We start from the raw sequence: 23805 nt of genomic DNA, 5'->3' as shown, positions 1-23805 counted from the left end.
CGAAAACTCGCCATCTGCCCGTGCAGGCAACGGATGCGGCGCCCAGCGTTAGCCAGTCGTACGGCTGGCAACGCCGGGTTTGCTGCCGGGCGCAAGCTTCGTGAGTCACAGGTTTGCATCGGGAACAGACGCATTGTGTAACCCCAGCGCTAAACGGCTTGTTGTGCGCGGTGTCGATGTTGCCTAGTTCACCTTGTTCAATTGCGGCAATGCCCATTTGCCAGAAAGGATCGCATCTGAAGGTTGATACATGCGCAAGATCACATAGAAATTGCCGCTCGGCGCAGGCAGCCAGTTTGCCGCGTCCTCGCCTGTTGGTTTGGTGTGCGAGATCGGGATGGTGATCGAGCCGTCCTGCGCAATCTTCAACCCCGGTGTATCGGAGCCTACCTTGTAGCGGCCGATGTCATTGGCGACCAGCATCTTGTCGTCCGCGTTGTACATGGTCAACGACCAGAATGCCCCCACTGGCGGTGCCGACTCGAGCTTGACGACATACTGGTTCGCCCCGCTCAGCGTCTGCCCCTTGCTGTCGGTGTAACGGATCGGATACATGGCTTCGTGCTCGCCCTGTCCGCCCAGATACGGCCCTGCGACCATGGCACGCAACGGGTAGTTGAAGCCGAAACTATCGAGTCCCGTCACCCAGTTCCAGCCATTGCGTACCGTCGACGTGCTCGCGAACGATGAGATTGCGACTGCGGGTCCGTCGGCGAGACCTTCCACCATGCCCTTGCGGGTGGCGGCGTCCAGCTTGCTGGCGTCGAAGCCTTTTTCGGTCAGACCAATACGCGCGAACTGCGCAAACAACGCCTTGTCGGCGGGTTTGACCGGATTATCCTTGAGGGCAGCAGCCAGTTCCGTGAAGAATCCCAGTTCGTCGTTGCCGGTCTGCGGAAGCGGCGACAGTGTCGGGTTGCCGACTGCCCTGCCACTCAACGGAGCGACGGTGAACTTCTTCTGCAATGCCTGCACGGGCGCGGTATCTTCGCCCTGTTTGACGTGCAGTCGCCCCCACAGCCAGACCTTGCGCGTGCTGACGTCCAGACGCTTCGCGTCCTTCGGCAGCGTTCCCTTCCAGCCCGGTGGCACGAGCACGTACTTCCCGGCCTTGGTGCCTGTCGTGCGACGACCAATATAGTGCTCCAGCTCTTGCCACATGTTGAAGACATCGATTACGTAGTAGCGGTCGTGCGTATCGGGCACCGTCAGGACATACGGTTCGGTGAGGTCAAGCACCGCGCTCATGTAGTACGTGTCGTTATTGGCGGTCGGCATGTCCTTCGCGTCAGGAGACGCGAGCGAGGTCGCCCAACCAATATGATCGAGCGGTGCGCGATAACTCGTCGCCGGTTTGGGCGACGGCACATCCGTGTACTCGCGCGCGACGCGCTCCATTCTGACCAGCGGATAACCCCAGTAATAGGCCATGATCGCCAGGCTATACCCGTCGGCGTGCAGGCCTTTCTGAAGGACATCGGGTGTAGCGGGCGTGGTCAGAAGAAGATCAGGAGACGACGTACCTTGTGCATCCGCTTGCCCTCCGATCGCGAGGCAAATTGCGAACGAACACGCTTTCAACTTTCTGGACAGGTTCATCCCATGCTCCTGTAGATTGAACGATTTTCGTCTTGAAGCAGCCCCCATAGGCAGCTGGCACCACTTCGGCTGCGCTCTGACTGAGCCAACCATTCAGACCAATTGAAAATCCGCTAGCTTGAAAGTCTTGTTGTTGAGCGCTTCAGTCGGACCATAAAGACGCATGGCGGGCAGCGGGCGCTTTCCTGCGGTCGGTATCCAGTTAGACTCCAGGCCGTCCGGCGCTTTGGGACCAACGTACAGCGTCACGCCGCCATCCGCATTTTTCTTCATGGTGTCGAGGTCGTAAGACGAAAGCGTCGTGCGGTTGGACTCGCTGTAGATGAACGCATTCGTGGCCCGGTCATACACGGTGAGCGCCCAGAACTGCTTGACGGGCATCTGGGCCGGTACGTCGAGCTTGTAAAGTTTTCCGGCTTCGAGCAGATGGCCGTTGCTGTCCGCCATGGCCATCAAATACTGGGTAGCGGGATCATCGCTCAGGACTCTGGGCATGTAGGTGCACCAGAAGTATTCGGCCGCGCGATTGATCAGATCGATCCTGTCGTCGTATACGAAAGTAAAAGTCTTGTTGTCGTCGGCTTGAAGAAGCGAGGCGTAGTGTCGATCCGGCCAGAACAGCTTTTCTCGCGGAAAATGGTCGTACCAGTATTGCAGATAGAACCACGCGTCGATCGCCGCCTGGCGCATGGCCTTCTTCGTCGTGTCGTCCGGCGTGAAAGGCTTACCCTTTTCGATTCCCAGCGACGTGAGCATGCCCATCATGATCTTGTCATGCGGGTTGACAGGCTCGACGCTCATGATGGCGTGCATGTCGTCGAAGTGACGCTCATCGAAAAACGGAAGTGTGGGATAGCGATCGTGGATGGGATCGATGAAACGCTGCTTCGGCGGATTCGAGGCTTCCGACAGGTAGTACATGCGTAGCCGCTGGGCGTAGTGATAGGCATCCGTCGCAGTCTTGCCTGGCGCGCGAACTGAGCGAAATGCCAGCGCGATCCTGAAATTGGGCGAGGCGACGTGGAGATAGCCCTTGGGAACGGAGCCCTTGTAACCGGGTGCTGTGAACAAGAACTTCGCACCTTTGCCCTTGTCGAGCCCTGAGGGTCCAACGTCCGCGATCGTGAACTGCCAGGCATCGACGACCTGTCCGTAGACGCTCCCTTCGGCACCGGCGGTGGGGACCTCCAGCACAACGGGCCCTTTTCGCAGATCGGTAAATGCCGTGATGTATGGCGTCGTGCTATTCGCTGTGATGGCTTCGAGCTTCGGCGTAGCCGGCGCTGAATAGGAGATGATGTCGTTATCCTTGACACCCAGATTGTCGAATGCCGCCCGCCGAAAACTGTAGATCGCAATTGCGGGCATGTTCCACAGAACCGCCTCGAACGCGCGCTGATACTTGATCTGGTAGTCGAAATCCTTGATCGAGGGAGTCGAGCCAGCCGGCGGTTGGCCGCCTAGCGGTTCCATTGGACTCCCCGCTCCCGACGCCAGAGGCGTCGGCGCCTCGTCGGCCATGACATTGGTGCTTTTACCAGCAGCTGCGATCCCCGCCACCATTGCCATGCTCACGCGGTGAAAGTCTCTACGCGAAAGTGTCATCGTGATGCCCTCTGAGGATGCCGGCAGCCCTTTATGCGCCAGGAATTGCGCTGCAAGTGCACGGTCTTGAAAGCATCAGATATTCCCAAACGACTGGCCATTAGGGAAAAGGGCAACGAAGTTGCCCTTTGGGGCAATATCACAAGTCTTACACGTGAAAAGGGCAGGCACCGGGTCCACAGGCTCCGACGCACACTGCCAGGGATGCCTATGAGCCGAAAGGAAGAACCCGGAAATCAGCGAAGACCCATAAAAAAAGGCACCGCGCCCAAGCGCGGTGCCTTTGCCATCTCGCCCTGCCGGGGCGGCCTTACTGCCTGGGAATATAAAGCGGCATCGAATCTTCCCAGAGCGTGTCAGTGATCGCATGCCGATCGCTGCCGTCCGCGTTCATCACCCAGTTCTGGCCATCGGGCTGGAACGTATCGTCATAGAGCGAAAGCTCGTCGCGGAAACCGTATTCGCCGGAGCTGTACGCAATACGGCCGTCCCACGTCCAGGTCGCGTGGGCCTGGTTCGAACCCTGCGGAGTCAGACGCTGCGCGTCCGAGCCGTCCGGATTGATCGTATACACGTCGTAATGGAACTTGTTGGGGTCGTCCGGATTGACCTCCTTGCGCGTGAACACGATCTTCTTGCCGTCCGGCGACCAGCCCGGCAGGTTGTCCGGCTCGTTGGTCAGGACCGTGGTCTTGTGCGTGTCCAGGTCGAGAACCCGCAGACCCTTGTCGGTATCGCTCCATACACGGTAGACGATCCGCGTACCGTCCGGCGAATAGCTCGGGAAGCCCGCGTTTTCCTTGCCGTCAGTGAGAATCTCCGGCTTGCCGTTCATGCTGCCGTCGGCCTTGATCCGCATGATCTGGCCCGGCATGTGGTTGCGGGTGAAGAACCACCCGCCCACGCCGAAGGCCACCCATTGCTTGTCCGGCGACCAGGTCGGCTGGAACGCGCCTGCCAGCCCCATCTTGATCATCTTCGGATCGAGGCCGCTGGTCAGCGGATCGTAGATATGGCGGGCATCAGTGAAGTCGGTATTCGCCACCACGATCGACGAGCCGACCGCCTTCTCCGTGTACACGAGCGACTTGCCGTCGCGCGAGAGTTGCGGGAACACATCGACGAAACGATAGTTCCATTGCGGGTCGAAATTGTAGAGCGGCGTGCCGTTCGGATGGAACGGCTTACCGTACACCACTTTTTCGTAGACGACCTTCTTGCCGTCGGCCGAGTAATGCGGCGAGCGAATGCCGCTTCCCGCCGTCACACGCGACTCGCCGCCCGTCGTATAGAGGCCTTCCTGCTCGCCGTTCTTGATGTGATACGCGACGTCGGTCGCGCCCACATATTGCGGGAACACCTTGAATCCCGGCGTGCTCGTCAGATCCTTGCGCTCGCCCGTGGCCACATCGACCTGCACGATCTGCGAACTGACCTTGCCGATCGCCTCGGGACGGTGTGCCCCCCAGGTCGATTCGACCGGCGTTTCGTAGAACACCACGTGCTTGCCATCCGCCGACCATGACGGCGAGCCCTCGGCGAAGCCTGCATGCGCGGTAATTTGCTTGAAGCCCGTGCCGTCCGGATGGATCTCGTAGATGCTGCTTTCCTGCGTGCGCTCCCAGCCGACCGGCAAGTTGTGGCCGCGCCAGTCGGTGCCGATATCGGACGACAGCGCAATCCACTTGCCGTCAGGCGACCACGAAGGCCGGAAGAAACTGTGCGGCTTGTTCGGGTCGAACTTGATATTGCCGGTGACGTTGTGCAGCGCGCCGGTCTTGATGTTGAGCGTCCAGATGTGGGTCGTGCCGTAAGTGGACTTGCCACGGCGCGACGACACGAACGCGATCACATTCGGATCGGCCGGATTGTAGACCGCGCCATCGCTGATGCCGACCCAGTCCGTCAAACGTTGCAGCCCCGTGCCATCCACACGTACGCGGTAGAGGCTGGCGTGACCGAGACCATCGCGCTCAGAGGTGAACACGATCCATTTGCCGTCCGGCGAAAAGGAACCGTGATAGTCGAAACCATCGGTCGGAATCAGCCGATGCTCGTCGCTGCCATCGGCATTGGCGACATAGAGTTCCGAGGTCGTCGGGCCAATTCGATAAATCAGCAGGTCGCCCTTGGTCGCAGTCGCGGCGCCCGCTCCCGGCACGAACGCGGCGACGGCGGCGGCAATGCTGAGGCCGGACAGGATTCTCTTTTTCATCTGAAGCGAGGGACGCACAATACTAGTCTCCATTTTTTTTTCGCACCACACCTATCTGTAAACCGTCGGACCGGCATTTCAGGCCGACACACACTCTCATCAACTGTTGATCAACCGAGACTGCCGGTGACATCGTCGAACAGCTCATCCACGGAAAGCCGATGCGGAATGATTTTCTGGTCAAGTGCCCAGTCGATGGCGAGCTGGATGCCCTTGCGGTTCGCTTCGAGCCCGATCGGCGGGAACACGGCCGGCACGCCGCCTTCCGTCTGCGCGCGGCTTTCCACGATCATGCGGTAAATCTCACGCACGACGTCCGGACGCTCCTTCGCCACCCGCTCGTGCACGACGAACATATGGTTGATCGGCACCACGCCTTCGCGCGCGAACCAGTTCTTCGCCGCCGCCTGCGCGTCGGGCACGAGCGTGCGCACGCGCGGGTCCTTCGGCATGTCCTCGCCAAGGAGAGCCGCGGCGAGTTCGCCGTCGAGCATCATCTGCGGAATCGACGAACCTGCGGGCAAACGCCGGCAGTTGTTCGGATCGCTGTATTCGGCGAGGTGGCCGTCGCCGAGCGTCATCCACGTGACCTTGTCGAGATCGACGCCATATTCGTGGCGCAAGATGCCGCGAATCCAGAGCGCCGTCGTCTGGCTATAGGTGCGCACGCCGACCTTCTTGCCCTCGATATCCTTGGGGTCGAGATGCCCGAAGTCGATGTTGAAGCCCGCGCAATGATGCTGGAAGCGGCCGGAGATCGGCGTGGGCAGCAGCACATAGGGCTTGCCGTAAGCCTTGGCCTGCAAGAACGTGACGATTGCGAGTTCGCCCGCGTCGAAGGCGTTCTCGCGCACCATCGCCTTGAAGCCGTTGTGCGCGGGCGTGGGTCCGCAATAGTCGAGCGTGACGAGATCCGATTTTACCCGGCCGTCGCGCATGGCCTTCGTTACCGCATATTCGGCCAGATTGGTGCGCAGCGTGGGCACCCCGGTCAACGTAGTCATTGATGCCACTCCTTGTGCATGATTGGCTAGGATTGCTTGCTCTGTTTCATCAGGATTACAGACGAACTTCGATCAGACACGGACCCGGCTCGCGCACCGAGTCGGTCATCGCCTTGTAGAAAGCCTCGGCCGTATCCACCGCGACCGGGCGCACGCCCATGCTTTTGGCCATTGCCTGCCAGTCGATGCGCGGACGGTCGATGTCGATCATGGCGAGCGCGCGCTCGCCCGGCGTGCCTGCGCCCATGTTCGCGTACTCGGCCTTGAGAATCGCGTAGCTGTTGTTCGCGAAGATGATCGTCGTGACGTTCAGGTTCTCGCGCGCCTGAGTCCACAGCGACTGGATCGTGTACATCGCGCTGCCGTCGCCGACCATGCAGAACACGCGCCGGTCCGGGCACGCGAGCGCAGCACCCGTGGCCACAGGCGTTGCATAGCCAATCGAGCCGCCCATGTTGTTGATGAGGTCGTGGGGCGCGGCGCCCATCGTGTAGCCCATCGTCTCGCGGCCCGTCGTGAGCGATTCGTCGACCACAATGCAGTTCTCGGGCAATGCTGCGGCGAGCGCGTGCGCGATGCTCACCGGATTCAACGCGCCGGTCGGTGCGGCCGTTTCGACACGCGGCTGCACGAGCGGTGCCGTCGCGTTGGCGCCGAGCGCTTCGAGGAGCATCTCGAACGCGAGCGCGCTGTCCTCGTCAGCCTCGACGAGGGGATGCACGAGCGTGCCTTCTTCCTTGAGCAGACTCGGTTTGTCTGGATAACTGAAGAACGCGATCGGCTCGCTCGTCTCGACAGTAATGATGTGCTTGAAGTCCTTCAAAAATGCACGCGCGGGCGCGACCGCATACGGAATGCGTGCGAGCGGCACGCGCCCCGCGCCGCGCTCGATGCGCGCAGTGAAGAACTGAGAGCCCAGGCGCGCGCCAGTGGCCACCGCCACCTTGCCCGCGCGTTCGAGCGCGAGACCGCGCGTCGCCTTGTTGCCGAGAATGATCAGCGCGGGTTCGCCCGAGCGCAGCACGCGCGCTACGTGCTCGACGCGCGCGGCATCGGGCGTCCTGCGCGGCGCCGTTTCGCGCGGCGGCGTGACCGTCGTGCCGGCTTCGCGCCATGACGTGTCGCCGGGCAGGATCAGTGTCGCGATCTGGCCCGGATGCTCCGAGGCCTTGTCGACGGCTTTCGCGGCGTCCCATGCGATCGCGCTCGCGGAGTCGGCGCGGCGCACCCAGTGGCTCAACGGTCGCGCAAGTCCTTCGATATCCGAAGTAAGCGGCGGATCGTACTTCAAATGCGAGGTCGAATGTTCGCCGATGATGTTGACCATCCCCGACGACGCGCGCTTCGCGTTATGGATGTTCGCGAGCCCGTTGGCGAGACCCGGCCCAAGATGCAGCAGCGTGGAGGCCGGCGTGTCCTTCATGCGATACCAGCCGTCCGCGGCACCGGTCGCCACGCCCTCGAAGAGGCAGAGGACGCTGCGCATCTTCGGGTTTTCGAGTGCGGCGAGAAAGTGCATTTCCGACGTGCCCGGATTGGCGAAACAGATGTCGACGCCCCGATCGACGAGCGTAGCAACGAGGCTTTCAGCACCGTTCATTTAGTACCCTGCCATCTCGCGCGCGAGGCCCACGACGCCGTAGCTGCGCTGCGGTGCCGACATCAGCATGCGATACCCTTCCTCGATCAGGCGCTTGTGGTTCTTCGCCGTGACGTGCGGGTGACCAACCACGACGTTGTGCTTGTGGCAGGTCTCGACAATCTTGCGCATCGCATCGACCACGATGGGGTTTTCGTAATCGCGCGGGCAACCCAGTTCCTGGCTCAGGTCGCCTTCGCCGATCAGAATGAAGCCGATGCCGGGCACATTCGCGAGAATGTCGTCCAGGTTTTCGATCGCCTGGGTGCTCTCGCACATCAGCCCGACGAGAATTTCGCCCTGCGGCGCGAGCGGCCACACGTCGGCCTTCTTGTAGTAGTCCGCCATGCTCAAGCCCCAGTAGCGCGAGGCGTTGGCGGGGCCGTCGCCGCGCACGCCCTTCGGCTCGTAGAGCGGCGCGCCCTTCGGACGCGCATAGCGGCACGAGGCCACTGCGTTATAGGCTTGCTCGACCGTTGCGACGTGCGGCCAGATCACACCGTAAGCGCCGCGATCGAGCACCTGCTTCGCAAACGACTGATTCATTTCCACGCCGTTGGCGGGAATGCGCGCGATCGGCGTCACACGCGGCGCGACCGAGCCCGACTCCGCAATCTGCTTGCGGCTCAGCATGTATTGCAGCGCGTCGCCGAGCGCAGCCACGTCATAGGGGTTGTGCTCCATCTCGAAGACGATGCCTTCATACGGGGCGTCGCTCATTTCGATGGCGTTTTGCTTGTCGAGCTTCGAGAACGCGGTGAAGGCCGGCTTGCCTGATTCGAATGCGCGAATGATGCTGTTCAGACGGGTGTCGCTCATGATCTTTTCTCTCGTTGAATTGGGTTGAATCCGGCTCAGTCGGCTTTCCAGTACATGAAACCCATGCCCTCGCCGGTTCCGGCGGGCGTGCGCCAGCACGGCACGTAGTCGACGAGCGTCATCTCGGCGCCGGTTTCCTGCAGTGCCTTCATCACGCTCGCGTAGAGCTTGATTTCCGAGGTGCCCGACTGGTAGGAGCGGTCGTCCACGGCGGCAAGGCCGTCGTAGTCGTACTCGGCAAGCATTTTCATGATGCGGTGATCGAATTCTTCATCGTTGACGAAGTGCGACAGACCGCCCGACGCGAAGATGCCAACGCGCACATCCTCGGGCCACGCCTGAATCGCATCGCGCAGCACTTCGCCGAACTCGATGCAGCGCGACATCGAGGGCTGTGTCGGCGGATAGAAGCAGTTCATGATGACCGGCACATGCGGCGGCGGGTTGTCGCCCATGATCTGGTGGTAGACGAAGCTATAGGCGTGCGGCACCACCGGGTACTCGGGCAACGGCTTCATCCACACGTTATCGGGCCATGCGAACAGATCCGTCAGGTCGAAGCCTTCGTTCTGGAAACGCTCGACCAGATACGCCGCGAGCAACGGATGGCACTTGTGCGTGACGTGATGGTCGGGCGCGTAGACCGCGCGCTGCGGCGGTCCGTTGTGGACTTCCTCGCCGGTGTAGATTGCGATCGACGGCGAGAACTCGGTAAAGATCTCCTTCTGGTCCTTGCCGAGGATGATCGCGACATCGATGCGGGCTTCTCGGTAGGCGGCGGCCATCTTGTCGAGCGCCACGCGGCAGCGCGCGGCGCGTGCGGTGCGCTCCTCCATCGTCAGGAACGGTTCGAACGCCGCTTTGCGATGGGCTTCGAGCTCAGAATAGGTCCACGTGCGATTGCGGAACCACAGTTCGGGGTTGTTCCGGTCCCGCTCGCCGTTCTTTAGCCAGTCCTCCGGCGCCTGCCCGAGCATGCCGCTGTGCGGCACCGCCATTCCGAATACGATCTTCGCCATGTGTGATTTCCAGTCAATTACCACCGGCCGTGCCGGTTGCCTAAAATTGGGTGCGTCCTGAAGCTTTTGAGAGTGCCGCGACAGGTCGCTTCGACCGTTCACGACATCCGTTAAATAATTCGGAATACATATCAAATCGGATAGCTGCTTCGATATTTCGATGCGGCCTGTGTTCAGGCCGCATCGTGGTGCTCAGGCCTCCTGAAGCAACGCTTTCGGGTCCGAGACCTTCGGCGCCCATTCCGGACGAAAGAGCACCGCGGTCGCCGTCGCTCCGATGAGCAGGAAGACGAGGATCACCATCATCGGCAGTACGTAGTTGTGGCTCACGTGCAGCAGCCAGCCCGAGAGGCTCGCGGCAACGCCGCCCGCAAGACTCGTCGCGACCTGCTGCACGCCCGTCACGAGGCCGATCGCCTGTTTCGGAATCAGCGTGAGCCGCGAGAGCACGAGGTTGTTCGCCGTCGTCATGCCGAGCAGCGAGAGCGACAGCACGTTCCAGAACAGCGCGCCTTCGAGCGAATGGGCATACGCACCGAGCAGCACCGTGCACCCGCCCACGAAGCCCGCTATCGTGAACGACTTGCGCACGAGAATCGCGTTGTAGCCCGCCTCGATGATCCTGTCTGCCGCCCATCCCGCCACGGCCGCGACGATCGCAATACCGGCAAAGCTAAAGAACGTATAGACACCCGAGCGCTCGAGCGAAAGGCCGCGCTGCTCGACCAGATACGAAGGCATCCAGGTCATGCAGTAGAACGTGAAGTAGCCGTAGCAAAAATTCGTGATCATGCCGCCCCAGACAACCGGGCTCGACAGGATGCTCCCCAGCGACACCGTGCGGGCATTGCTGCTCGCCTTCTTCAGCGCGGCGCGCGACGGAAAGTCGTTACGCACCAACAAGAGCCACGGTACGAGCCAGAGGAGACCGACCAGGCCCGTCACGATGAACATCATCTGCCACGAATAGTTGACGATGAACCACGCACCGACCGGCGCGCCGAACGCCGGGCCGAACTTGTTTCCCATGGCGAGGATGCCTACGGCGAGCCCGTTCTGGCGTTCGTCGAAGTTGTTGCGAATCCAGCGATAGCTCGCCGGAATCACGATCGCCTCGGTCACGCCGACGATCAGGCGCATCACGATCAGGCTTTCGAGCGCCGTGACCGCGCCCATCAGCGTCGTGGCGATACACCACAGCGCAAAGCAGATTGCATAGGGCCATTTCACGCCGTAGCGATCCGCTACCCAGCCCATCGGCACCTGGAACACGCCATAGGACCAAAAGAAGGCCGCGTTGATCCAGCCGCGATCGACGCTGCTCAGATCGAATCCGTGAATGAAGCCCGGGTCCGCCAGCGCGCTGGAAATGCTCGTGCGGTCGACGAACGAAATCAACACGCCGAGCGCCAGAAGCGCGAGGACGCTCCATCGGCTTGCTGTCGCGCTTCGCTCTGGTTGAGTTGTCTCCATCTGCTTCTTCTTTCTCGATCAAACTCTCTGTTACCCGGCCACCGCGGCACACGCATGCGCCGCGGCGGCTGGCCGGATGTTCCGCCTTAGGCCAACGCCGGATAAAGCGCGAGCGCCGTCTTGCCGAAGATCCACTCACGGTCCTGATCGCTCAGGCTCTGCAGCCCAGCCTGCGCCGTCGCGAGAATCTCCGAAAGCTTGCCCGGCGAGGTCGGGAAATTCGAACCCCATGCCATGCGCTGCGCACCGAACGCCTCGACCACGCGAGGGAAGAACGTTTCCGCGCTCGCCTTCTCCTTCTTCACGTCGCCGAAAATGCGCGGCGTGAGCTTCAGGTAGATGTTCCCGAGCGACGCAAGCTCGAACAGGCTCTGCGCCCTCGCGTACGGCGCACCGTCCGCGACCTCGGGGCGGCCGAGGTGATCCAGAATGATACGCACAGTCGGAAACCGGCGGGCGAGCGTCGTGATCTGCGGCAGGCCGACCGGACCGGTCTGGATGCACATCGGCAAATCGAGTTCGGCGCACAACTCCCAGGCCGTGAACGAGCGCGCGTCGTCGAGCTCACTCGGATCGAACTCCTTGGTGCTGCCGCCCGTGAACAGACGCAGGCCGGCGAGACCACGTTCGGTCCACTCACGAATGCGCTGCGGCGCGTCCGGTTGCAGCACGTCCACCGAGCCGACCGCGACGAGCCGGTCCGCGTACTTCGCGCATCCGTCCACGACATAGCTGTTGTCGAAGCCATAGGTCGTCGACGAATGCACCACCGCGGCCTTGGCGACGCCCGCCTCGTCCATTGCGGCGATCAGCGTCTCGACCGTGGTCGGACGCTCTTTCGACCACTCGGATCGCTTGCCGAACAGCGGCGTGGGCGGATAGCGCACTTCGTCGTCCGAGATGATGTGAGGATGAATATCAACGATTTGAGAAGCCATGCGTGCCTCTGTACTTGTCTGTTTCTGTGCGGCTCGCGCCGCGCTTGTTAATCGCGCTTATTTGCCGCGCGCCTTCAGGCGGGCGTCGAGACGTGGATACACGCGGCGTGCGTTGCCTTCGAAGATCTTGTAGCGGTCTTCGTCGCTGAGCGCCGGACACGCGTCGATATAGCGCTTCGTGTCGTCGAAGTACTGGCCCGTGATCGGGTCCTTGCCGCGCACGGCGCCGATCATTTCGGAGCCGAACAGCACGTTGTCGGACGGAATCACCTTCGTGAGCAACTCGACACCCGGCTGGTGATAAACGCACGAGTCGAAGAAGATATTGTTCAGCAGTCCTTCAAGCGGTCGCTCGCGCATTTCCAGCGACATGCCGCGATAACGGCCCCAGTGATAAGGCACCGCGCCGCCACCGTGCGGAATCACGAGGCGCAGCGTCGGGAAGTCCTTGAACAGGTCCGACTGCAGGATCTGCATGAAGACTGAAGTGTCCGAATTCAGATAATGCGCGCCCGTGCCGTGAAAGCACGGATTGCACGAGGCGGCCACGTGGATCATCGCAGGCACGTCGAGATCGACGAGCGCTTCGTAAAGCGGATACCACTCGCGATCGGTCATCGGCGTGCCGGTCCAGTAGCCGCCCGACGGGTCCGGATTGAGGTTGCAGCCGACGAAGCCCAGCTCTTCCACACAGCGGCGCAGCTCAGCGATGCTGTTTTTCGGCGCGACACCCGGCGACTGCGGCAACTGGCACACCGGCGCGAAGTTGTCCGCGTACAGCTCGGTCACGCGGTACACGAGGTTGTTCGACACTTCGGCCCATTCCAGGCTCGTGCGCTCGTTGCCGAGGTGATGGCTCATCAGGCCCGCGATCGGCGAGAAGAGCGTGAGGTCGCTGCCGCGTTCGCGTTGCAGTTTAAGCTGGCCGTTGCCGATCGCTTCGCGGATCTGGTCGTCGCTCACATGGGCGCCGTCGAGCGACGGCGCGTTGGCCGGGTCGTTGGCAAATTCAACCTGCTTCGCGCGCCAGTTGCGAAACGATGCAGGCACGGTCGTGAAGTGGCCGTGGCAATCGATAATCATGATGTCTCCGTTCGTATCAGCGAGCCAGCGGATCGACGAAAAGCTCGTCGATCGCCATGCGGCGCGGCGTGAGGCCCTGCTTGAACGCGGTCTGCTCGAGCGCCTCGATCGTCTTCAGGTTTTCCGCGAGGCCGTACGGCAGCGGGTCCTGGCCGACGATCTTGCGCAGCGCGAGGTACTTCTTGTCGCCTGCGGTCGTCGCTTCGCCTGCATCGAGACGGGCGAGCCACTGCTTCTTCGCTTCGGCGAATGCGTCGTAAATCGACCTCGCGATCCACGGATGCTCGGCGAGCACCGAGTCCTTAACGACGATCGTGCCGTGCATCGGGTAGATGCCGGTGCGCGCGTAGTACTGCGCTTCGAGTTCGGCCGCGTTGGGCAGCAGATCAGGGTAGTCCGCCTCGACTTCCTTCCAGCCGCCCGTGGGCGCGCCGGTGCGGCCAATGCCCGCTGCGGCTGCAAAGCCTCCCACCAGTTCGCCGCTCGCCATCATGTCCGCGAGCGACTTACCGGCGGGTGCGTGAATCACGTTCGACGGCAGCTTGAGTTGCGTCACGTGCTCTTCGTCGTCGACGACCCAGGTGACCTTCGACGAATCGAGCCCGAACTCGTCGATCAGCACCTGGCGCGTCCACACGCCGGTCGTGACCGAATAGGCGCGCACGCCAACCTTCTTGCCTTCAAGATCCTTCGGGTGGCGAATGCCGGCTTCCGGGCGCACCAGCAGCCCGCTGTGGTGGAAACGGCGCACCACGAAAATCGGCAGTGCGACGAACGGCGCGCCGTAAGCCCGGGCGATGATGTACGTCGTCGGCGCCAGTTCGCACACGTCGAATTCGACGTCGCGCACCATGCGGCGGAATGCGCCGATCTGCGGTTGAACGGTGACGAATTCGGCGTCCACGCCCTCGATGGGAATGGAACCGTTGCGTATGGCCGACGTGTGCGGATGCTCAGCGATTGCGATCTTGAGCGGGACTTTCTTGGTCAACATCCTCTCCTTTGGATTGCTCGGCGCGGCTTGCTTAACGTATTTCGCTGCGCCGGACGTATCGTCTCGATGGAGTGAGAATATGGGAGGCCGCCAGCGTCGTCCCTATACAAAACGCACATTCACTGGCACTTTTGTCGAACCCGGTTTGCTTGAAACCTGTTCACTGGAAGACGTTCCGGCTCGCACGCGCAACTGATGAACGGGCGACCACCGATACGCTCGCTGCACAGCGAGCACCTGACCGCACCCCGGGAAAACCACCATTGCGCAAAGGCTCCCGCACCGCCCTTCAGTTCCGTTTCCGCGCGCCGTAAACATGTCCTGAGCGTGTTCAGTGCTTCGCCGTCTCGCACGCGCGAAGCCACTGCCGTTTTTCTGCAACATCGTCCCTCGCGTTCTGGAGCCATCCTCGTGTTTGCACGACTCTCTATCTCTGTCCGTCTGCGCATCGCGGTCGGAGTGCTGGCCTTGCTGATCGTGGCAGCCGGCGTTTCCGGCCTTGCGGGCATGTCGCGCACCAATACGGCGCTCGGCTATGCCTACTCGAACCAGCTCGCCGCCGCCATCAACATCGGCAAGACGAACCTGAATCTGACCATCGCGCGCACGACGCTCGACCGCATCCTCCTGCATCCCGACGCGACCGACGTTCAGCCTTTGCTCGAAAAGGCGCAGACCTACCTCGCCACCTCGAACAAGGCGTGGGACGTCTACCGCTCGCTGCCGCACGATCCCGAAGAACAGGCGCTCGCCGACGGCGTGCAGGCCGCCCTCACCGGCATGCTGGAGCAAGGCATCCAGCCGCTCATGGCCGCGATCAAGCAAGGCGACCGGCAGGGTCAGGACGACATCGCGATGAAGCGCATTCCGCCGCTCTCGGTTGCGCTCACGAAGGCGTCGGGCGCGCTCGAGGCATGGCAAAAGACGCATGGCGAGCAAGCGTTCGACCGCGCGCAGGACCGCTATTCATGGCTGCGCACCGGCAGCATCGCGTTGATCGTGCTCGGACTTGCCGTGGCGCTCGTGTGTGCCGTGGGCCTGCACCGCGCGATCGCAGTGCCGCTCGAAACCGTTCAGGGCGCGCTCCAGCGCATTGCGGACGGTGACCTGAGCGCGAACCTCGAAACGCGTTCCAGCGACGAAATGGGCCGCCTCGTGACGAGCCTGAAGGCCATGCAGGACGCGCTCGCGCACACGGTGCGCAAGGTGAGCCACAGCTCCGAGTCCATTTCGACGGCGACACGACAGATCGCCGCCGGCAACGACGACCTTTCGCAGCGCACCGAAGAACAGGCGGCCTCGCTTCAGGAAACGGCTGCGAGCATGGAACAGCTCACGGCCACGGTGAAGCAGAACGCCGAGAACGCGCGCAGCGCGCAAACGCTCGCCAATAGTGCGCAGGAAGTCGCCGACCGCGGCTCGCAAGTCGTGAGCAACGCCGTGCAGACGATGGAGCGCATCGACGGCAGCTCGCAGAAGATCGCCGACATCACCGGCATCATCGAAGGCATTGCTTTCCAGACCAATATTCTCGCGCTCAATGCCGCGGTGGAAGCCGCGCGCGCGGGCGAACAAGGGCGCGGATTCGCCGTTGTCGCGAGCGAAGTGCGCTCGCTCGCGCAGCGTTCAGCTGCGGCCGCGAAAGAGATCAAGACGCTGATCGCCGAATCGGTCGAGCACGTATCGTCGGGCTCGGCGTACGTGCGCTCGGCCGGCGAGACGATGAACGAGATTGGCGAGTCCATCGGCCGTGTGACGACCATCATGCATGAAATCGCCAACGCGTCCGAAGAGCAGCGCGACGGCATCGAGCAGGTGAATCTCGCGGTCTCGCAGATGGACCAGGTCTCGCAGCAAAACGCTGCGCTGGTGGAAGAGGCCGCCGCGGCCGCCATGGCGCTCAGCGAGCAGGCCGATGCGCTGCGCGATGCCGTTGGGGCGTTCAGGCTCGCGCGCTGAGCGCAGCCGAGGCATCAGAGGCGATCGATCGAGGTGCGGCCGGCGAACCGGCCGCCTCAACTCCACGCGCTGTTCAGCAAGAATATTGCGAGGATCTTTGCAAGCGATTGCTTAGGATTACCTTTCACTTGGTCACACGAGCACGTTCGTGTGTTTAGCCGTGCGCGGCTCAGCTCGCGCACGCCAGCTCCCGCATCCGGCGGGACGCATCGAAGTCCCGGGCTTTCATCGCGGCCGCAGCGCAGCCGCGCTTTTCCAGCCGCTCGGCCAGCAGCCAGCAAAACGCGTCCAGCGCGGCCCTGCCGTGCGTCGCAATGAATTCGTGCATAACTTCGTCCACGGCGCCTTCCTGTGTCGCGGCCGATAGCATGCTGGAAATATGCGACGCGCCACGCGCGAGTTCGAGCGAATACGTCGCTTCGTAGTAGTACAGGCCGCTTTGGCGCGGCCTTTTGTGGGTCTTCTTCATGTTTCCCCCGTTTGCCTGGATCTCGCAGGCGCCTGCATCTTTGCAGGTGGCGCATGACGCGGCAATGAATCGGCGGTGCTTAAAGCCAAATCTGTCGTTACGTCTCAAATACTTGTTGTTTTGTCTCACGCGTGGCTTGCACGATCCGCGCGATTCATGCTCAACGCATCAAGGCCATCCAGTAGCGCCAGTCGTCGGCACCGGACTCTTTCGCGAGTTCGGTATCGCCGTTGAGCGCCAGCATGCGCACCGCACGCGGCGAGAGGCCAATCGAGCGGCGAAAGGCGCGCGTGAAATTCGCGGCATCGGTAAATCCGTGCGCGGCGGCAATATCGGCAATCGACTTGCTGCGTTGCGCCGGGTCGGCGAGCATCGCGCGGCAGCGCCGCAAGCGGCGCTCGCGCACGTAGGTCGCGAAACCGCCTTCCTGCTCGAAAAGGCGGTACAGCGTCGCGCGCGACATGCCGAATGCACGCGCAACCAGGTCCACGCTCAGTTGCGGATCCGTCAGGCGCTTCTCCACATACCGGCATATCGATACCAACGCGCATTGCTGGACAGCCGGCATGTGTTCCGGGCTCACGCTCGCGTTGAGCGCGCTGGCCGCGAGTTGAAGCGTTGCGGGCATGACGGCCTGGGCGTTGGTGAGCGTCATCTGGGGGGCGTGCCTGTAGAGCGCGCCCAGATGCTCGCGCAGCAGCGCGACCGTGGGATCGGCGCCGCGAATCACACGCATGCTCTGCTGGTCGGGCGCAGTCAGCAAAGGCGCGAGCAAGCGCCGCGGCACTGCCAGATTCAGGAACTCGCTTTGTGCGGTTTCGGTCGCGAGCGGTTGGGCCGCGTCCACGATGAACATGTCGCCCGGTTGCGTGCACCCGTCCGGTCCGCCGTCGCGCACCCGGCAATGGCCGCCTAGATAGAACTGCAGAATATATTGATCGTGGCCGTCACGCCCGATCTTCGCATTCGAGCGGTCGTAGCGCTGCGCGCCCGTGCGTATCGAGCCCAGCACCACATCGCCGAACAGGTAGCCGCTCACGGTGGAGCCAAAACCGGCATCGCGCGATTCGGAGGTCTGCGTGTCGAAGATGACGCTCACCGCGTCGCGCCATGCCGAGAACTGCTGGTCGCGAGGCAAGACGCTGGTATCGAACGCGGAATGAGGCAAGGAGTTTGGCGTTGGGCTCATGGGCGACCTTGGTATGCGAATTGACTACGGGCTGGGAATCCTCCACTCGACTACTGCGCTATCGGTTGCGCGCGCATATTCTTTAGGGTGTACGCGGCAATCTTTGTGTTCGGTTTCGGGGAACGCGTCTTGCCGCGCGCAGGGTAGCGGCCGCTCGATGCGCCGCATGGGTTGCAGTGCACAACGTTCGCCACCGTCGTCGATCAAGAGGAGGAAGTCCGATGAGCCCGCTTCATTCCATTGGCTGCCCATGCTGCGGCGGCCTTTTGCAGGGCGCATTCACGCGCCGCCAGTTCCTCGCGGCAACCGCCGCCCTCGCCGCCGCGCCAGCCTTCGGCCAGACGCAAACGGTTCCGTCCATCGCTTACGATTCCATTCCCAGCCCGGTCCGGCTGCCGGTGGATATGTATTTCGGGGAATGCTCGGGTGTCGCGGTGAACTCGCACGGGCACATTTTTGTGCTCTCGCGCGGCAATAGCACGGGGCCGGCCTATGGCGCCGCCGCCGCGCAATTGCTCGAATTTGCGGCCGATGGGCGGTTCGTCAGGGAAATCGGCCACAACCTGTACGCGTGGTCATTTGCGCACACCGTGAAGATCGATCGGCAGGACAACATCTGGGTGACGGACAAGGGCTCGGACATGGTCATCAAGTTCACGCCGGATGGCCACGTGGCGATGGTGTTCGGCCGCAAGCAGGAGGCGGCGGACGAAGAGACGGGACCGCTCAAACATCCAAACCCGCCGTTGCCTTCCGAGCCCGGACGCTTTCGCCAGGTCACCGACGTCGCCTGGGACGCCGCCGGCAACACGTACATCAGCGACGGCTATATCAACTCGCGCGTGGCGAAGGTCGACAAGGACGGCAACTGGCTCAAGTCATGGGGTGATCGCGGAACCGGGCCCGGACAGTTTCATACGCCACACAGCATCGCGGTCGACGCGCAGGACCGGATTTATGTCGCAGACCGAAGCAACCGGCGTATTCAGGTGTTCGACACGGATGGCAAGTTCCTGAAACAGTTCACGATCGACGTCCCGGTGCCACCGGGCGCGCGGCCGGCTATTGGCAACGTGCCGGACGAGGCAACGATCGCCGCGGGCACGTTTGCACCGGGGTCGCCCTGGGCGATCTGCATCTCGCCCGGTCCGGATCAGGTGCTGTACAGCTCCGACGCGTTCCCTGGGCGCATCTACAAGTTGAGCCTCGATGGCGAGTTGCTCGGTGTATTGGGCGAATCGGGCAAGCAGTTGAAGCAATTCGGCTGGATCCACGAAATGGCGTGCCCCGCGAAGAATGTGCTCTTCGTCGCCGAACTGCTGAACTGGCGCGTGCAGAAACTGGTGCTTCACGCTTAGCGTAACGGCACGCTCACGCACTCACGCGCGTACCACCGTCACGCCGGCCGCCTCGATCGGCTCGGTCAGCTTCGCATCCGTCGAGCGCTCGACGACGATAGTCTGCGCCATGCCGATCGGACCGATGCAGTATGGCGAAGCGGCGTTGAGCTTGGCCGCCGAGGCCAATACGACCGTTTCCGCAGCGCGCGCGGCCAGTGCGCGCTTTACGTAGGATTCCTCGAAATCTCCGGTACTGAGTCCCGCTTGCGCGTGAACACCCGTCACGCCCATGAAGTACAGGTCCGCGTGTATGTGCGCAATGGCCTCCACGGCCGCCGCGCCCACCGTGACCATCGAGTGCTTGTACAGCTTCCCGCCGATCAGCACGACCTCGATGGCGGGATGCTCCGCGAGCGCGACCGCCACACCGGGGCTATGCGTGACGACGGTCGCCCGCAGATCGCGCGGCAAGCACTCGACTAGCAGCGCCGAGGTCGTCCCGCCATCGACGATCGCCACCTGCCCCGGCGCGATCATGCTCGCTGCCTTTTGCGCAATGCGCCGCTTGGCCGCCACCTCCATGCCGCGCCGCTCGGCAATGGGCGCCACCGCCGGCGAAGCGGGCAGCGCGCCGCCGTGCACGCGCTGCAACAGGCCTTCGGCCGCCAGTTCGCGCAGATCGCGCCGCACCGTGTCCTCGGAAACGCCGAACTTCGCGCTCAGTTCGCCGGCGAGCACCTGGCCTTCGCGCTTGAGCGCTTCGAGTATCGCTTTCTTTCGTTGGTCTGTGAGCATGAGATGGTACGAATCGGTTGCACGAATTTTCTTGATTTTGCACGAAACTGCACGATACCATGAATGGAGAACACTGACCAAGGGGGGCAGGAAAGCCACCAGGGGTTTGCACGTCTGGCTTGCCAAGCGCCCGTGCAATTGCCGAGGACAGGATTGATTTGCATTTAGACGAAGTCAGCAGAGACGAGAAATCAATGACAGCAACCAAAGAACGGATTCGCATTGTCGAAACCAACCTGCTCTCCAACGACTGGTTCGTACTCAAGAAAGTCACGTTCGACTATCGGCGTCGTGACGGGTCATGGCAACGCCAAAGCCGGGAAACCTACGATCGCGGCAACGGCGCGACCATCCTGCTGCACAATCCCGCCACCGGCAACGTCGTCCTCACGCGTCAGTTCCGCATGCCCGCTTTCGTCAACGGCCACGACGGCATGCTGATCGAAGCCGCTGCCGGTCTGCTCGACCAGACCTCGCCGGAAGAGCGCATCCGCGCCGAGGTCGAAGAGGAAACCGGCTACCGCGTACGCAAGCTGTGCAAGGTGTTCGAGGCGTTCATGAGCCCCGGTTCGGTGACGGAGAAGCTCTACTTCTATCTGGGCGAATACGACGCCTCCACGCGCATTGGAAAGGGCGGCGGCATCGCGGAGGAAGGCGAGGATCTCGAAGTGATCGAAATGCCCCTGAGCGAGGCGCTGGCGGCGATCGAGAGCGGCGAGATCGTCGATGGGAAAACCATCATGCTGGTGCAGCACCTCGCACTGCGTCGACTTTCGGAGGAACACGCCAAGTGAAGCCGCAACTGGTCCTGATCGCCGGCCCGTATCGAGGCGGCACCGATGGAGATCCCGCGCGTATCATGGAGAATCTGCATAGGTTGGAGCTTGCTGCACTCGCGGTGTATGAGCGCGGCCACATGCCGATGGTCGGCGAATGGGTCGCCCTCCCGCTCGCACGCGCGGCCGGTTCCGAGCGCATCGGCGACGATATCAGCGAGCGCTTTCTATACCCGTCGGCGCGTAGGCTGATTCAGCAGTGCGATGCTGTATTGCGCATTCCAGGCGAATCGAAGGGAGCTGATGGGGACGTCGAATTGGCGCACAAGCTCGGGTTGCCGGTTTATTACGGGCTTGACGACTTGCCCGAAGTGACTATCAGGGCGTCTGTCGCTGGTTAGCCGGTCTACGCGCAATTAGCAGACGGCCGGTGATGGGGGCGTGAGGCGGCTGCACACGCCCTTGCGCAGATTCGCAAACCGGGCGCACGCCAGGTATGCGGCCTCAACAGCCGCTGCGCAGATGCCATGTCCGCGCCAGGCGTAGCCGGACACGCTTCCTGATCACAGGGCATCCGTTCAGCCACCGCGGAATCTCTGAAGCAGCCAACGGAACCGAGGCAACCGGGACGGTCCGTTGCGCCGCAGAAAAAAGTTGATCACCCGCCGTTACAACGCCAAGAGAAGACAACCAGGCCAGCAAGCGCTCGCCGCTATTTTTGGCTGATTTTTTCGCCATACGACCTAAGCTGATAAAACTGAGCGAGGGTCGATTCCATGCATATCAGGCAAGTCGTGACCTGCTTGTTTCTGGTTACCGCGATAGTGGCTGCGGGTTGCAACCAGGGCGATGGAGGCGGCAACAACACGCCGGTATCTGCGCCGGCCGGATTGACCGAACGCGATGTTGCAGTGGTTTACGCGCAAGGCACTGAAATCATTCCCGATACGCTCAGCAGCGGTGGCGGCCCCATCACGCAGTGCAGCGTGTCGCCGCCGCTGCCCGCGGGGCTATCGCTCGATCCGCAGACCTGCGCGATCAGCGGCACGCCGAGCGGCGTCTCCCCCGACACCATTTACACGATCAACGCCAGCAATGCGGCGGGTAGCGAGTCCATCAAGGTTGAGATCGAGGTCAAGCCCGAAGCGGTCGCCCCGGAAACCCTGAGCTACTTGAACGCCGCTGTGATCTATACGACGAGCGCGCCGATCATTCCCAACACACCGATCGCCACGGGCGGAGAAATCACCCTGTACAGCATCTCGCCGGCCCTGCCCGCAGGGCTTCAATTCGATCCGCAAACAGGCATCATCTCCGGCACACCCCTGGCGGTCAGCCCTCCGACCGTCTATACGGTGACCGGCAGCAACAGCGTCGATTCTGTCGAGACCCAACTCACGATCGAGGTGCATGCTGTCACTCAGCCGCCGGCGAGTCTCAGCTATTGGGATCTGGCTCCCGTCTACGTCGTGGGCCACCCGATCTCATACGACGAGCCACTGTCCACTGGCGATGAAATCACCTTCTTCTCGGTGTCGCCAGCGCTACCTGCCGGATTGAGCATCAATCCGCTGACGGGCGCGATCAGCGGTACGCCGACCACGGCGCAGCCACCGACGACCTTTACGATTACCGGCAGCAACAGCGCGGGCAGCGTCACGGTGCAGATCGTCATCGGCGTCGACGACCCGGTGAGCGGAGAGTGGACACCTGCTGACTCAATGAATGTGACACGGTTCCGGCACACGGCCACACTCCTGCCCAATGGCCAGGTCCTCGTCGCTTCGGGAACGGGTAAGCGACTCACTGCCTCTGCCGAACTGTACGATCCGGCCGCCAACACCTGGACATTGACCGGTAGTCTGAACCAGGCGCGCCAATCCCATTCGGCGACGCTGCTCCCCAACGGCCGCGTGCTCGTGGCGGGCGGATTCAAAACGGGCGCGGGCAGTGAACAGTCGTCGGCGGAGTTGTACGACCCGGCCTCGGGCAGCTGGTCGTCCACCGGCAGCATGAGCGATGCGCGTGATTTACACACGGCCACGCTGTTACCCAACGGCCTCGTGCTCGTAGCGGGCGGCGAGGGCAAGGCGGGAGCCCTGTCGTCGGCTGAACTGTACAACCCGGCAACGGGAAACTGGTCGCCGACAGGCGCCATGGCGCAAGCGCGCTTTTCCCATACGGCCACGCTGCTGGCCAACGGCCTCGTCCTCGTCGTGGGTGGGACGAGCGATTCTGGCGTCCTTGCTTCGGCGGAACTCTACAATCCAGCATCGGGCACCTGGTCGCCCACGGGTGGCCTGAGTCAGGCGCGGACCGATTTCGCCGCCGCGTTGTTGCCTGACGGTACGGTGCTGGCCATAGGCGGAACGGACGGGAACACTGAACTGTCGTCAGTCGAACGGTACGTGCCCGCTGGCACATGGACACCGACCGGCAGCCTGATCCATGCGCGCGACTTCCTGACCGCCACGTTGCTGCCAAACGGCCGGGTGCTTGCCGCTGCCGGACTGGCAGCCGGGAGCGATCTCTATTCGGACGAGCTTTACGATCCCACTACGGGCACCTGGACGCAGACGGCAAGCGTGAGTTGGGCGCGCGAGCAACATACGGCCACGCTGCTAGCAAACGGAAGCGTGCTCATAACCGGGGGACTCGGTCGCGGAATACTGGCTCACGCCGAACTGTTTCATTGATAGTCAGTAGTCGAAACAAAAAGCCCGCGCGGCGGCGGCCTGAACTCGGGTCGTCTCGACCCGATCCAGCCGCACGGGCAGTTGCGACCTCAAGGACCGCTTCTACGGTCCCTTCGTGGTGGCGTCACGGTTCACCGGCTGATTATTTTCTTGTCGGAAAGCGAACACGGTCGATCGTCGTACTTTCTTGTGG

19 protein-coding genes are annotated in these 23805 nt (G+C 62.4%); 5 read left to right on the top strand and 14 right to left on the bottom strand.

Annotation, left to right across the window (positions count from 1 at the left end):
• Window positions 1-183 precede the first annotated feature (183 nt).
• From L0U83_RS32610 to L0U83_RS32560, 11 genes are all read right to left on the bottom strand, one after another.
• On the bottom strand, window positions 184-1647 hold the full coding sequence (locus L0U83_RS32610) for a DUF1254 domain-containing protein (protein ID WP_233888296.1): 1464 nt from the start codon (window positions 1645-1647) through the stop codon (window positions 184-186).
• A gap of 45 nt (window positions 1648-1692) precedes the next feature.
• Window positions 1693-3168, bottom strand: coding sequence for a DUF1254 domain-containing protein (locus L0U83_RS32605; RefSeq protein WP_233889109.1), 1476 nt, complete (start codon window positions 3166-3168; stop codon window positions 1693-1695).
• Window positions 3169-3514: 346 nt separating this feature from the next.
• Entirely contained in the window at window positions 3515-5419 is a 1905-nt protein-coding gene (locus L0U83_RS32600; RefSeq protein ID WP_233888295.1) for a hypothetical protein, read from the bottom strand.
• 110 nt (window positions 5420-5529) lie between these two features.
• Window positions 5530-6423, bottom strand: a complete 894-nt coding sequence (locus tag L0U83_RS32595; protein WP_233888294.1) for a type 2 periplasmic-binding domain-containing protein — start codon at window positions 6421-6423, stop codon at window positions 5530-5532.
• A 55-nt stretch (window positions 6424-6478) separates the two neighbouring features.
• The gene (locus tag L0U83_RS32590; protein ID WP_233888293.1) at window positions 6479-8023 is read right to left on the bottom strand and encodes an acetolactate synthase large subunit; all 1545 of its coding nucleotides are present in this window, start codon (window positions 8021-8023) and stop codon (window positions 6479-6481) included.
• A complete protein-coding gene (locus L0U83_RS32585) occupies window positions 8024-8881 on the bottom strand; it encodes an HpcH/HpaI aldolase family protein (RefSeq protein ID WP_233888292.1) in 858 nt (285 codons plus the stop codon).
• A 35-nt stretch (window positions 8882-8916) separates the two neighbouring features.
• Entirely contained in the window at window positions 8917-9900 is a 984-nt protein-coding gene (locus L0U83_RS32580; protein ID WP_233888291.1) for a DODA-type extradiol aromatic ring-opening family dioxygenase, read from the bottom strand.
• Between the two features lie 192 nt (window positions 9901-10092).
• The gene (locus tag L0U83_RS32575; RefSeq protein ID WP_233888290.1) at window positions 10093-11373 is read right to left on the bottom strand and encodes an MFS transporter; all 1281 of its coding nucleotides are present in this window, start codon (window positions 11371-11373) and stop codon (window positions 10093-10095) included.
• An 86-nt stretch (window positions 11374-11459) separates the two neighbouring features.
• Entirely contained in the window at window positions 11460-12311 is an 852-nt protein-coding gene (locus L0U83_RS32570; protein ID WP_233888289.1) for an amidohydrolase family protein, read from the bottom strand.
• Window positions 12312-12368: 57 nt separating this feature from the next.
• Window positions 12369-13394 (bottom strand): amidohydrolase family protein, encoded by a 1026-nt coding sequence (locus L0U83_RS32565; RefSeq protein ID WP_233888288.1) that lies wholly within the window; start codon window positions 13392-13394, stop codon window positions 12369-12371.
• Between the two features lie 16 nt (window positions 13395-13410).
• A complete protein-coding gene (locus L0U83_RS32560) occupies window positions 13411-14388 on the bottom strand; it encodes a PhnD/SsuA/transferrin family substrate-binding protein (RefSeq protein ID WP_233888287.1) in 978 nt (325 codons plus the stop codon).
• 411 nt (window positions 14389-14799) lie between these two features.
• Between L0U83_RS32560 and L0U83_RS32555 the strand changes: the two genes are divergently transcribed.
• Window positions 14800-16347 (top strand): methyl-accepting chemotaxis protein, encoded by a 1548-nt coding sequence (locus L0U83_RS32555; protein WP_233888286.1) that lies wholly within the window; start codon window positions 14800-14802, stop codon window positions 16345-16347.
• Between the two features lie 169 nt (window positions 16348-16516).
• On the opposite strand, the gene L0U83_RS32550 is transcribed toward L0U83_RS32555, so the two are convergent.
• Both L0U83_RS32550 and L0U83_RS32545 read right to left on the bottom strand, forming a co-directional pair.
• A complete protein-coding gene (locus L0U83_RS32550; protein ID WP_233888285.1) occupies window positions 16517-16945 on the bottom strand; it encodes a hypothetical protein in 429 nt (142 codons plus the stop codon).
• A gap of 31 nt (window positions 16946-16976) precedes the next feature.
• On the bottom strand, window positions 16977-18005 hold the full coding sequence (locus L0U83_RS32545) for a helix-turn-helix domain-containing protein (RefSeq protein ID WP_233888284.1): 1029 nt from the start codon (window positions 18003-18005) through the stop codon (window positions 16977-16979).
• A 221-nt stretch (window positions 18006-18226) separates the two neighbouring features.
• Between L0U83_RS32545 and L0U83_RS32540 the strand changes: the two genes are divergently transcribed.
• Window positions 18227-19363, top strand: coding sequence for a peptidyl-alpha-hydroxyglycine alpha-amidating lyase family protein (locus L0U83_RS32540; protein WP_233888283.1), 1137 nt, complete (start codon window positions 18227-18229; stop codon window positions 19361-19363).
• A gap of 21 nt (window positions 19364-19384) precedes the next feature.
• On the opposite strand, the gene L0U83_RS32535 is transcribed toward L0U83_RS32540, so the two are convergent.
• Window positions 19385-20140 carry a DeoR/GlpR family DNA-binding transcription regulator gene (locus L0U83_RS32535; protein WP_233888282.1) on the bottom strand — a complete coding sequence of 252 codons (756 nt, stop codon included), beginning with the start codon at window positions 20138-20140 and terminating at the stop codon, window positions 19385-19387.
• 194 nt (window positions 20141-20334) lie between these two features.
• On the opposite strand from L0U83_RS32535, the gene L0U83_RS32530 reads away from it, so the two are divergent.
• From L0U83_RS32530 to L0U83_RS32520, 3 genes are all read left to right on the top strand, one after another.
• Window positions 20335-20934, top strand: coding sequence for an NUDIX domain-containing protein (locus L0U83_RS32530; protein WP_233888281.1), 600 nt, complete (start codon window positions 20335-20337; stop codon window positions 20932-20934).
• Complete coding sequence (locus tag L0U83_RS32525; protein WP_233888280.1) at window positions 20931-21317, top strand: TIR domain-containing protein; 387 nt, start codon at window positions 20931-20933, stop codon at window positions 21315-21317. Before L0U83_RS32530 ends, L0U83_RS32525 begins: the two co-directional genes overlap by 4 nt.
• 489 nt (window positions 21318-21806) lie before the next feature.
• Entirely contained in the window at window positions 21807-23612 is a 1806-nt protein-coding gene (locus L0U83_RS32520) for a putative Ig domain-containing protein (RefSeq protein ID WP_233888279.1), read from the top strand.
• The last annotated feature ends 193 nt before the right edge of the window (window positions 23613-23805 follow it).

The sequence above is a fragment of the Paraburkholderia flagellata genome (genome assembly GCF_021390645.1).
GTDB classification, from domain to species: Bacteria; Pseudomonadota; Gammaproteobacteria; order Burkholderiales; family Burkholderiaceae; genus Paraburkholderia; species Paraburkholderia flagellata.
Note: the sequence above shows the minus strand (reverse complement) of the source record. Positions and strands in the feature narration are given on the sequence as shown.

Excerpts from the sequence above, each read along its gene's own strand:
- L0U83_RS32610 (WP_233888296.1), bottom strand. The coding sequence starts at position 1,647 with ATGGGGGCTGCTTCAAGACGAAAATCGTTCAATCTACAGGAGCATGGG.
- L0U83_RS32605 (WP_233889109.1), bottom strand. The coding sequence starts at position 3,168 with ATGGCAATGGTGGCGGGGATCGCAGCTGCTGGTAAAAGCACCAATGTC.
- L0U83_RS32600 (WP_233888295.1), bottom strand. The coding sequence starts at position 5,419 with ATGAAAAAGAGAATCCTGTCCGGCCTCAGCATTGCCGCCGCCGTCGCC.
- L0U83_RS32595 (WP_233888294.1), bottom strand. The coding sequence starts at position 6,423 with ATGACTACGTTGACCGGGGTGCCCACGCTGCGCACCAATCTGGCCGAA.
- L0U83_RS32590 (WP_233888293.1), bottom strand. The coding sequence starts at position 8,023 with ATGAACGGTGCTGAAAGCCTCGTTGCTACGCTCGTCGATCGGGGCGTC.
- L0U83_RS32585 (WP_233888292.1), bottom strand. The coding sequence starts at position 8,881 with ATGAGCGACACCCGTCTGAACAGCATCATTCGCGCATTCGAATCAGGC.
- L0U83_RS32580 (WP_233888291.1), bottom strand. The coding sequence starts at position 9,900 with ATGGCGAAGATCGTATTCGGAATGGCGGTGCCGCACAGCGGCATGCTC.
- L0U83_RS32575 (WP_233888290.1), bottom strand. The coding sequence starts at position 11,373 with ATGGAGACAACTCAACCAGAGCGAAGCGCGACAGCAAGCCGATGGAGC.
- L0U83_RS32570 (WP_233888289.1), bottom strand. The coding sequence starts at position 12,311 with ATGGCTTCTCAAATCGTTGATATTCATCCTCACATCATCTCGGACGAC.
- L0U83_RS32565 (WP_233888288.1), bottom strand. The coding sequence starts at position 13,394 with ATGATTATCGATTGCCACGGCCACTTCACGACCGTGCCTGCATCGTTT.
- L0U83_RS32560 (WP_233888287.1), bottom strand. The coding sequence starts at position 14,388 with ATGTTGACCAAGAAAGTCCCGCTCAAGATCGCAATCGCTGAGCATCCG.
- L0U83_RS32545 (WP_233888284.1), bottom strand. The coding sequence starts at position 18,005 with ATGAGCCCAACGCCAAACTCCTTGCCTCATTCCGCGTTCGATACCAGC.
- L0U83_RS32540 (WP_233888283.1), top strand. The coding sequence starts at position 18,227 with ATGAGCCCGCTTCATTCCATTGGCTGCCCATGCTGCGGCGGCCTTTTG.
- L0U83_RS32535 (WP_233888282.1), bottom strand. The coding sequence starts at position 20,140 with ATGCTCACAGACCAACGAAAGAAAGCGATACTCGAAGCGCTCAAGCGC.
- L0U83_RS32530 (WP_233888281.1), top strand. The coding sequence starts at position 20,335 with ATGACAGCAACCAAAGAACGGATTCGCATTGTCGAAACCAACCTGCTC.